12 protein-coding genes are annotated in these 9,819 nt (G+C 67.4%); 5 read left to right on the top strand and 7 right to left on the bottom strand.

Going from position 1 to position 9,819, the window contains the following annotated elements; genetic code table 11:
* A partial coding sequence (locus QX070_RS32495) for an efflux RND transporter permease subunit (RefSeq protein WP_315741219.1) occupies positions 1–216 on the top strand: 216 nt, incomplete at its 5' end.
* Between the two features lie 264 nt (positions 217–480).
* On the opposite strand, the gene QX070_RS32490 is transcribed toward QX070_RS32495, so the two are convergent.
* Together QX070_RS32490 and QX070_RS32485 are read right to left on the bottom strand one after the other, a co-directional pair.
* The gene (locus tag QX070_RS32490; RefSeq protein ID WP_315741218.1) at positions 481–1,317 is read right to left on the bottom strand and encodes a class III extradiol dioxygenase family protein; all 837 of its coding nucleotides are present in this window, start codon (positions 1,315–1,317) and stop codon (positions 481–483) included.
* 2 nt (positions 1,318–1,319) lie between these two features.
* Positions 1,320–1,673 carry a protocatechuate 4,5-dioxygenase subunit alpha gene (locus QX070_RS32485; protein WP_315741217.1) on the bottom strand — a complete coding sequence of 118 codons (354 nt, stop codon included), beginning with the start codon at positions 1,671–1,673 and terminating at the stop codon, positions 1,320–1,322.
* Between the two features lie 123 nt (positions 1,674–1,796).
* Between QX070_RS32485 and QX070_RS32480 the strand changes: the two genes are divergently transcribed.
* Entirely contained in the window at positions 1,797–2,729 is a 933-nt protein-coding gene (locus tag QX070_RS32480; protein WP_315741216.1) for a LysR family transcriptional regulator, read from the top strand.
* Between the two features lie 24 nt (positions 2,730–2,753).
* On the opposite strand, the gene QX070_RS32475 is transcribed toward QX070_RS32480, so the two are convergent.
* From QX070_RS32475 to QX070_RS32465, 3 genes are all read right to left on the bottom strand, one after another.
* Positions 2,754–3,140 carry a VOC family protein gene (locus tag QX070_RS32475; RefSeq protein ID WP_315741223.1) on the bottom strand — a complete coding sequence of 129 codons (387 nt, stop codon included), beginning with the start codon at positions 3,138–3,140 and terminating at the stop codon, positions 2,754–2,756.
* 77 nt (positions 3,141–3,217) lie between these two features.
* Positions 3,218–4,495, bottom strand: coding sequence for an NAD(P)/FAD-dependent oxidoreductase (locus tag QX070_RS32470; RefSeq protein ID WP_315741215.1), 1,278 nt, complete (start codon positions 4,493–4,495; stop codon positions 3,218–3,220).
* Positions 4,488–5,207 carry a RibD family protein gene (locus QX070_RS32465; RefSeq protein WP_315741214.1) on the bottom strand — a complete coding sequence of 240 codons (720 nt, stop codon included), beginning with the start codon at positions 5,205–5,207 and terminating at the stop codon, positions 4,488–4,490. Before QX070_RS32465 ends, QX070_RS32470 begins: the two co-directional genes overlap by 8 nt.
* 374 nt (positions 5,208–5,581) lie before the next feature.
* Here QX070_RS32465 and QX070_RS32460 point away from each other — a divergent pair, with 374 nt between their 5' ends.
* Positions 5,582–5,728, top strand: a complete 147-nt coding sequence (locus QX070_RS32460; protein ID WP_315741213.1) for a hypothetical protein — start codon at positions 5,582–5,584, stop codon at positions 5,726–5,728.
* Between the two features lie 131 nt (positions 5,729–5,859).
* Entirely contained in the window at positions 5,860–6,213 is a 354-nt protein-coding gene (locus tag QX070_RS32455; RefSeq protein ID WP_315741212.1) for a DUF2200 domain-containing protein, read from the top strand.
* 24 nt (positions 6,214–6,237) lie between these two features.
* Here QX070_RS32455 and QX070_RS32450 read toward each other — a convergent pair whose 3' ends face one another.
* Positions 6,238–7,155, bottom strand: coding sequence for a PaaI family thioesterase (locus QX070_RS32450; protein ID WP_315741211.1), 918 nt, complete (start codon positions 7,153–7,155; stop codon positions 6,238–6,240).
* Positions 7,156–7,416: 261 nt separating this feature from the next.
* Between QX070_RS32450 and QX070_RS32445 the strand changes: the two genes are divergently transcribed.
* Positions 7,417–8,085 (top strand): hypothetical protein, encoded by a 669-nt coding sequence (locus tag QX070_RS32445; protein ID WP_315741210.1) that lies wholly within the window; start codon positions 7,417–7,419, stop codon positions 8,083–8,085.
* A 56-nt stretch (positions 8,086–8,141) separates the two neighbouring features.
* On the opposite strand, the gene QX070_RS32440 is transcribed toward QX070_RS32445, so the two are convergent.
* On the bottom strand, positions 8,142–9,686 hold the full coding sequence (locus QX070_RS32440; RefSeq protein WP_315741209.1) for a L,D-transpeptidase: 1,545 nt from the start codon (positions 9,684–9,686) through the stop codon (positions 8,142–8,144).
* Between the last annotated feature and the right edge of the window lie 133 nt (positions 9,687–9,819).

Genomic DNA, 9,819 nt, shown 5'->3' with positions numbered 1-9,819 from the left:
ACGGCGGCGATGGTGCTCGGCGTGATCCCGCTGATCACCGCGAGCGGCGCCGGCGCGGTGTCGCGCTTCAACATGGGGCTGGTGATCGCCACCGGGCTCGCGATCGGCACCCTGTTCACGCTGTTCGTGGTCCCCGTCGCCTATGCGCTGATTGCCCATCGCGGCACGGCGCACGACATGACGGTTCATGGCGGCGAGGCGGCGGCCGTGCGTTGAGATGCAGATGAGATGTGTGAGTTAGTCGGAGATATTGGAAGTCACATCGACCGTCATCGATGCGGGTGACGGACAGCAACGTCCCTCGATAGCATCCGCGGTATGGGTCCCGGCGTTCGCCGGGACGACACCGGTGATGTGGCGCGGTCGTACCAAACACACTGCTGTCGTCCCGGCCTTGAGCCGGGACCCATACCGCGTGATGGTCGTTGGCGGAATAGCTCTCGGTCATCACCTTCCGCACCAAAAATCCCGCTGGAGCCGCTACACCGGCTCCAGCACCATCAGCCCGGTCGCCGTGTTGGAGATCGGGATGTGATAGTTGGAATGCTCCTTGCGGACCTTCTCCGGCAGGGTGCCGCGCGCGACCATCCAGTTCAGCAATTCGACACCCTGGGTGCCCGACAGCTCGACCAGCTCGGTGGTCGAATACTTCGTCGCCCAGGCGGGATCGTCGACCATGCTGGCCATGAACTTCTCGTCGAAATCCTTGTTGATGAAGCCGGCGCGCTCGCCGTCGAGCTGATGCGACAGGCCGCCGGTGCCCATGACGACGACGCGTTCGTCCTTCGGCCAGGATTGAATCGCCCGCGCCAGCGCCTGGCCGAGCCTGTAGCAGCGCGCGGCCGACGGCAGCGGCGCCTGCACCGTGTTGACGACCACGGGCACCACCCGCACCGGCCATTTCTGATCGGGCCAGCACAGCGCCATCGGCAGCGTGAAGGCGTGATCGACCACCATCTCCTGGCAGGTGGTGAGGTCGAAATCCTCCTTCACCAGATGCTCGATCAAATGCCAGGACAATTCGCTGTCACCCTTGAACGGCGCGGTCTGCGGAATGCCCCAGCCTTCGTCGGCATTGCTATAGCTGTCGGCCGCGCCGACGGCGAAGGTCGGCATCTTGTCGAGGAAGAAGTTGAGGCCGTGGTCGTTATAGACGAGCACGACCACATCGGGTTGGGCCTTGGCGAGCCATTCGCGCACATGCGGGAAACCGTCGAAGAACGGCTTCCAATACGGGTCCTGCTGCAACCCCTTGGCAATCGCGCCGCCGATGGCCGGAACGTGGGACGTGGTGATGCAACCTACGATCTTCGCCATGATCAACCCCTTGCCGCCAGAAGCTTGGCCTTGAACTGCTCTTTCGTCAGCCCGGTCTGCTGCGCGCCGATGTCCTGCATGTCGAGCCCGAAGATGCCGGCGAACTTGGCGAGGTAATAGGCGTTGCCGCCGGCCTCGATCAGTTCCAGCACGTTGCGGTTCCTGATCGCCGCGCACTGCTGTGCATTGAGGCCGTATTTGGCGCAATAGCCATCCTCGTCGGCGACGAAGGCCTTGCGGTTGGCGGCATCGTTGAACGAGTAGCACATCTTGTTGAGGGCGTAGCCTTTGCGGGCCTGCTCGCCGTCGAAGATGGTGGTGCCGGGCACGGGCTGCCGGGCTGACGTGGTGGACATCTGAGCCTCCCCTGGTCGTGTTTCGGACGGCCGCGCTTGATCTGGATCAAACGCGGCGCCGTTCGTGCCCGCCAGTATCACTGGCAGACACCGTCAATAAAGGCCGCGCGACCGATCCGATCCATGAGCCAATTCGATCATTTGGACCTCGACGGCCATCTGCTGCAGCTCCTGCTCGCCGTCATCGAGGAGGGCTCGGTCACCCGCGCTGCGCAGCGGCTCGGCGTCACGCAGTCGGCCGTCAGCCATCTGCTCGACAAGCTGCGCGCGATCACCGGCGATCCGCTGTTCGTGAAGTCCGGCCGTGGCATCGTGCCGACCGCGCATGCGCAGCTCTTGGCGCTGCGCGCCCGCGCTCTGCTCGACGACCTCCGGAGCTTCTCGCACACCGCTGCGTTCGAGCCGGCGAAAATCTCCGCGCAAGTGACGATCGCTGCCAATGATCTGCAGCGCGACCTGCTGCTGCCGTCCCTGCTCCGCTACGCCCGCGCGCAGGCGCCGGGCCTCAGCCTGCGCGTCATCCCCTCCGGCGCACCGACGCCGGAGATGCTGCGCGAAGAGCACTGTCAGCTCATCATCACGCCGCGCCCGCCCGAGGGCAGCGACATCCTGCAGAAGCGGCTGTTCGAGGACAGCTATCGCGTGTTCTACGATGCGAGCCAGCGCGAGCCGCCGCAGAGCCTCGAGGACTATCTCGCCAGCGACCACGTCACGGTGCTGTACGAGCCGCGGCGCCGGCTCGACATCGACGAGGTCATGGCCGAGCGCGGCATCGTCCGGCGGTTCGCGGCGCAGGTGCCGGGCTTCGGCGGCATCGGCCCGTTCCTGCGCGGCAGCCGCATGATCGCGACGCTGCCGAGCCTGCTGCGCGCCTACATGCTGCGCGGCCTGGCGGTGGCGCCGGTGCCGGTCCCCTGCCCGGCGATGCCGATGTACATGGTCTGGCACCTGCGACACCACGAGGATCCGATGCACCGCTGGCTGCGCCAGCAGCTCGAGATCGTGGTCGCGCCGAGCTTAGCCGCGGCTGCCGAGCACATGCCGGTGATGGCATGACTCATCCCGAAGGGTGAGCGGCCCTCACGCCGGCGCGTGGCACACCGCCTCGATGTTGTTGCCGTCGGCGTCGCGCACGAACGCGCCGTAATAGTTCGCGTGATAATGCGGCCGCAGTCCAGGCGCGCCGTTGTCCCGTCCGCCTGCCGCGATCGCCGCCTGATAGAACGCATCGACCGTGGCGCGATCCTTGGCGTGGAATGCGACATGCGTCGAGGTCGCGGCCGTCCCGCCGGTGCCAATCCAGAAATCCGGACGACCGTCGCCGAAGCCGGCGTGATCACCGTGACCGCCAGTCTGCTCGTTGGTGATCTCCATCATCAGGACGTAACCCAACGGCGCCAGGGCCGCCGCATAGAAAGCCTTGGCGCGGACAAAGTCGGAGACAGGGAAGCCGACGTGATCGAGCATGACGATCCTTTCCATGGTGATCGACGAATGCTAGCGCCGTGGGCCTACGGGCGCAACATCATGCGCGCGGCGCGCGATCACATCGCGAGGATGCGCCGCGCCGTCTGTTGCCCGCTGGCCAGCGCCGCCTCGACCGTTCCCATGTCGCGCCCGCGATACAGTGCTTCGCCGGAGATCAGGACACGACCGTCATCCCAGCGCGAAAGCGTATCCTGCGCCTCGCGGGATCCTAGCGTCGCATAGGAATAGGCCCCGCGCGCGAACGGATCCTTCGCCCAATCCGTGACATGCGACGCGACGAGCTGCTGCCTCAGCGAGTCCACCGGCTGCGAGAAAATGCTCGCAAGCGCCGAGAGACCCGACTCTATCAAGGCGACATCGTCGAGCGCGACGAAAGCGCCGGCCGGCGGCCCGGCGAGCCAGCCGGTCAGCACCGCATCATCGTTCGGATGCTGCGTCCACCACACCGGCACGTCGGCATCGGACAGCACGAACAGCATGTCGGAGAGGTCCTCGGTCCGAGCCTCTCGCCACCACCGGCGCTCGAAGCGCAGCAGCAGCTTGATGACGTTGCCGAAGCCGATGGCTTCGGCTGCGGCCTGTTGCGAGCGCATCGCCGGCGGCAGCGCGATGGTCCGCAGCAGCGGCAGCGGCACGGTCAGGAGGACGATATCGCCGCGCTGCGCGCGGCCGTCGGCGCAGCGCACGACGACGCCATCATCGGAGCTCTCCACCGCGCGGACCACCGCCTCGAGCTTCATCGCCACGCCATGCGCCCGGCACTCCGCCAAGAGATGATCGAGCAGCGCCGCGTAGCCGCCGACGATGCGTGCCTGAGCACCGCGGTCGCCGCCCATCCACTCGTCGCGCAGCGCGAACACGCTGGCACGACCAGGATCGGCGGCATCATAGCCCTGCACCATCCCGAGCACCGACTTGCGCAGGGCGGCAAACTCCGCGCCGCCGAAATGACGCTCGAGCAGCGCCGTGACGGTCATATCCTGATCGAGCTGCCGCGCCACGCGGTGCAGTTGGCGCATCTGCCGATCGGCAGGATCCTCGCGCGAGAACGCGCCGTCCGTCACGTACCAGCGCGCGCCATCGACCGGCGTCGAGGTGAGCCCCGCCTCGGCCATCAGCGCGTGGGTGACCGGCGCCTCGCCATGGATGAATTCCGCGCCGGCATCCGCGCGATATCCAAACCTGCTCGCGGGCAGCGGATGAATGCGCCCCCCGCAGCGGTCGCGCGCTTCCAGCAGCGTCACTTGCTTGCCGGCGCGGGCCAGCTCACGCGCCGCCATCAGGCCCGCGGCACCGCCCCCGACGACGATGACGTGCATTCGCCGCTCAGCCATGACTTGCCTGGGCCGGCAAGGGCGAGCCGTTGGTGATCTTGTAGCGCAGCCACAGCGCGCCGCCCTCCAGCGCCGTGCTGCTTTCGAGCGTCATCGCCGTGATCGGCGCGCGCTCGCCGGACTCGGCTTCGGTCGAATCGAACACGCTGGGTGCCCCCTTGGCGCCGTCCACGGCCGGACATAGAACGAGGTTGAACTCGTCGACCAGACCCGCGCGCAGAAACGCGCCGTTGGCGCCGCCGCCGCCCTCGAGCAGCAGGCGCTTCACGCCGAGCTCCTGCGCGACGATCTCCAGCACGCGTGAGAGATCGAGCTTCGACTGGCCGGCGAAGACGTAGGAGACACCCTCGCCGCGCAGGCCCGCGAGATGTGCATCCGACACGGCCTCGGTCAGCACGACGACGATCGGATCGCCGCCGATGTCGGCGCGGCCCCAGCAGATCTTGCCATGGGGATCGAGCACGATGCCGTAGGCCTTGGCGCCGCGTCGTGCGATCCAATGGGTACGCGGGATTCGCTCGGTGGTCTCGGCCGGATAGGCCGAGCCCTTGGCGAACTCTTGGCCGGTGACGCGGCCGATCAGCCAGGCATCGCCCCCGAGCTGGTCATGCACCTGCTCGAACAGATCGCCCGATCCCTTCGGACGCCAGCGGCTCGGCAATGTCCGGCCGTCGACGCTCGACGCCATCAGGCAGATGACTTCCGGTTTCATGCATCCTCCTTGTCGCCGCTGAACGGGGTCACCGAATATCGCCTCGGCGGCGTTGTCAACGAAACGGCGTGCGTTTCGTTCGATCGCGGCCGCAACGCTCGCCTGCGCCGTCGCTGTAACCGCACGAGTTCCTGCGCTAGTTTTGGGATTGAAACGGAGCCGATCATGGACGCTGCGCCGCGCAGACGAGACGCCATCGGTTTGCGCAGGGCACGGCGCGGTGCCCTGCAGGCTGGCCGACAGCATCGCCAACCAGGGCGGCCACGCCGCGCCGTGGCGCACCGTGTGGATTCGCGCCGCCTTCCTGGCCTCGCTGGGCGGGGCAGTCGCGCTCGACCTCAAGCGGCTGTTCTTCCTGCTCATCATCATCCCCCGTGATCGTGCTGTTCCTCATCGTGTTCGGCGTGATCGGCGGCTGTGTCGGTCGCAGGACGTGCTCGCCGCTGGCCGAAGGCTTGGGTCTCGGCCTGATCCTGGCGTGGTCGTTCGGGGTGTCGTTTCCAATGTTCCTGCCGGGCTAGCGCGCGTTTCCGACGTGTGCGAACGAACGTGCTGTATTACGATCTGAACGCGGACATGAAGCACGCGCTTCGGGCGCGCCGTCGCCCCTCTCAGACCCGACATGCGTCGCCTACGATCCGATGGAGCCAGCATGGCAAAACACCGCATCTACACGACGAGCTTCGCGAGCGTGTACCGATTGTACGTCGCAAAGGCCGAGAAGAAGGGACGCACCAAGGCAGAGGTCGATCAGGTGATCTGCTGGCTGACGGGCTTTGGCCAAAACGAGCTTGAGACCCGGTTGGAGCGTCAGACGGACTTCGAGACCTTCTTCGCGCAAGCGCCTGCGATGAATCCCGCGCGGACCTTGATCAAGGGCATGATCTGCGGCGTCCGCGTGGAGGATGTCGAGGAACCGACGATGCGGGAGATCCGCTACCTGGACAAGCTGGTCGATGAGCTGGCGCGGGGAAAGGCAATGGACAAGATCCTGCGCAAGGCATGATCGCGACCCGCGACGCGATCTTCCTCAGTCCTGCTCCTGCCCTGGCGCCTGCCGCAGCATGAAATGGCCGAAGGCGGTGGCGATCGGCTTCGTCGCATCGTCCTGCCAGGCGCGGGCCTCGAAGGCGACGACGCGGCGGCCCTGCTTGACGATCGACGCCGATGCGACGGTGTCGAGCGCGCGCCCCGACCTCAGATAGTTGATGGTGAGGCCGACCGGCTTCGGCGGCGCCGTGGCGCCGAGCTCGCGCATCACGGTGACGATCGCCGCGGTTTCGAGAAACGCGCCAGTCATGCCGCCATGGATCGCAGGCAGCACGGGATTGCCGATGATCCGGTGCGAGAACGGCATCACGAGCGTGTCGTTCTCGGCGAAGCGGATGCCGAGGCAGCGCGCGAACGGACTGGTGGGAAACGGCCCCGTCGGATCGTCCGGTGCGTCGAGCGGCGGTGGCGCGCCGTCGAAGGCCGCCCGGTCGGTCAGCATGTTGGTGCGGTTGGCGCCGATCATGAAGCAGGCGGTCGCGGTGGCGACCGGTGCGGTCTCCTCCTCCTGATAGGCGGTGGCGCGCACGAACGCGATCGAGCGGGTGACGCGGAAGCATACCGCATGGGCCTTGATGTCGAAACCGGGGGTTGCCGGCTTCTGATAGTCGATACGCAGATCGAGCGTGGCGATCGCCCGGCTGCCGTCGAGCGCGAGCTGCACCGCCATGCCACAGCTCTCGTCGAGCATCGCGGTGACGACGCCGCCATGGATGACGCCGGTCTCGCTGTCGCCGACGAACACCGGACGATAGGGCAAGGTCGACCAGGCCTCGCCGGGCGCGAACCGGTCCATCCTGAGCCCGCTGATATGGCCATAGACCGAGCGGCGCTGCCTGATGGCCTCGGCGAGTTCGTCGAATGCCGGCGGTGTGGCGATGGGCGGAATGTTGGACATGCGCGATTTAGATCACGATCCCGAGGACGCACGAAGCCTTTTCCGACGGATCCGAATTGTGTGCCGGCGATCCAGGCCGGATCATCGCCGTCCCTGCATCCGCACGATTGAGCGCCGCCGATCGTGCTCACGACTCAAGGCTGCGAGCCTGCATTCCCGCAAAACTACGTGGATGAAATGTTCCGCGGGCGCGGCGCGCTTAGAACATTGGCAACCTTAATATGATCATAATTGTCTCCATCAAATCCCGGAGACCTGTCGATGCGCAGACCCACCAAGACGCCGGACGCCCCGCCGAGCAGCGGCACGGCCTCTCTACGAATTGTCCTGAGCCTGGCGCTCGCAGCCAGCGCCGGTGCGATGTGGTGGAGCAGCGGCGGCGCCAACAGCTTCTCCTTCGGGACCGGAGCGCCTTCGCTCGAGACCCGCGTCGCCGCCCTGACATCGGAGCTGGCGCAGCTCAAGGCCGAGACCGCCCAGTTGCGCGACCGCCAGAGCGACACCTCCGGCGAGCTTCTGCAATTGCGCGCCAGCCTCACCACGGCCGAAACGGGCCTGGCCGCCTTGCGCACCACCGCCGACGAGAACGAGGCGCGCCGCCGCGATACGGCCGACAAGATCGAGTCCGATCTCGCGCTGCTGAAGCGCCAGACGGTCCGCCTCCGCGGCGCCCAGGAAGATGCGGCGACCGAGCTGAGCGGGCTGCGCACCGCGGCCGCGAACAGCGACGTCACCATCGAGCAGCTCCGGACCTCCACCGGCGAGATGCGTCAGCAGTTGGCGCGCATCGAGACCGCTCGCGAGGCGACCAGCTCGATCTCTCGCAGGCCTCACCGTGTCAGGCGCGTGGCGCGCGCGACCGAGGCACAGCACGAGCCGCAGCCTTTCCTGATGCAGTGGCCCGGCGTCATCCCCGCGGGCCGCAACTGAGTTGAAGTGCCATCCGGCCTGACCCGCGAATCGCGGTCAGGCATCAGGCCGGCTGGTCACCACCAGCCCGGCTGCACCGGCCGGTAATAGGTCGGAGGCGGACCGCGACGGCGCGGCGCCGCGACGGGCTGGCCATCCCAGCTGCGCTGGACGAAGCTGCCGAAGCCATCGTCATATTCGTCGCCGCTGGCAACGTCGACATTGGTCGTCGGCCGGCGCGTGATGAAGCCGCCCTGCGGCTGGTTGCTCAGCACCGCGACGAACTCGGTCCGATAATTGGTCTCGCTCGACAGCGGCTCGTCCGAGACGATGATCGAGGAGCGCGGCACGGCCGTCGGCGCGATCCGCGCGAGCACGTCCTTCGGAATGGTGATGCGGTCGAGCGCGTCCTTGGCGGTGTCGCCGTCGTCGATGGTCACCGCCGTCCAGCGCAGCCCCGCGCCGTTCTGCGCCACCGCGGTGAACACATGCGTTCCGATCGGCCGGTCGGGATCGCGGATGGTCACCGGCGCCTCGATCGAGGTGTCGAACACCTCGCCGCCGCCGTCGGGGGCCGGCTTGTGCGTGTTGCGCCTGACATAGAGCATCTGCGTGGAACGGCTGATATAGACCGAGACCGGCTCGGTCGCGAGCCTGGCGTCCGTCGCAGCCTTGCTCGTATCGGCCTTCCTGGCCGCAGCCGCCTTGGCGGCATCCTTGGTCGAGCTCGCCGCAGCGAGCTTCGCGGTCGCGTCCGACTTGGCGGCCTCGAGCTGCGCCGCCGCGTCGGTCGCCTTGGCGGCGGCCTTCTGCTTCGCATCCTCGGCCAGCGTCCTGGCTTGATCGGTCTTGGCGGCGGCCAGCTTCCTGTCGGCGAATTTGAGCTCGGCCTCGCTGCGCACCTTGGCCTGCTCCAGCTTGCGCAAGGACGCCTTCAGAGCCTTGGCCTCGCGCTCGGCCGCGACAGCCGCCGCCTTGGCCTCGTCGGCGAGCCTGGCGGCGTCCTCGGCTTCGCGGCCGAGCGTCGCGGCGCGCGAGGGCACCGCGGCGAGCGCCTCTGCGGTCGGCACGAACAAGGCGGGATGGGAGAACTCGACCGGCGCGGGATCACCGGGCGCGATGATCACCCGCATGCCGATCCAGGTCCGGTCGAACAGCTTCTCGGCAAAGCCATAGGGCATGCGGACGCAGCCATGCGAGGCGGCATAGCCGGGCAGCGGCCCGCCATGCAGCGCCACCCCGTTCCAGGTGATGCGCTGCATGTTCGGCATCCAGGCGTCGTCATAGAGCGTCGAGCGGTGGTCCTTGTCCTTTTCCAGCACGGCGAACACGCCGGCCGGCGTCTCGCGGCCCGAGACACCGGTCGACACTGGCGCCCGCCAGATCCAGCCGTCGGCGTCGTAGAACGTCACCTTCTGGGCCTTGATCGATACGATCGCCATGATCGGATCGCCATGCGCGCGCGGCGCCGTCGCTTCGGTCGCCGGCGCGGGGCGCGCCTGCCGCGCGTTGGCCGCGGAGCTGGGCATCGCCAGTGCCGCCAAGGCCGCAAGGGTCATCAAGACCGGTCCGCGACGCCGCATCGCTGCAAGGTTCTGAGCCGCCGTGGATCGTGTCACCATGCCTTGTCCCGATTCGTCATTGCTGTTCCGCCCGCGCCGGCGCGATCGGCGCAGGACGATCTATACGCTCGATCAAGTCTTGGGGTGAAGTGAGGCGAAGAAGCGTCCCCTAGTCACGAGGCCCTCGCCGCAA

This window comes from Bradyrhizobium sp. SZCCHNR1093, assembly GCF_032381175.1.
Taxonomy (GTDB): domain Bacteria; phylum Pseudomonadota; class Alphaproteobacteria; order Rhizobiales; family Xanthobacteraceae; genus Bradyrhizobium.
The sequence above is the reverse complement of the archived record's forward strand: the minus strand, read 5'-3'. Positions and strand labels throughout refer to the sequence as shown.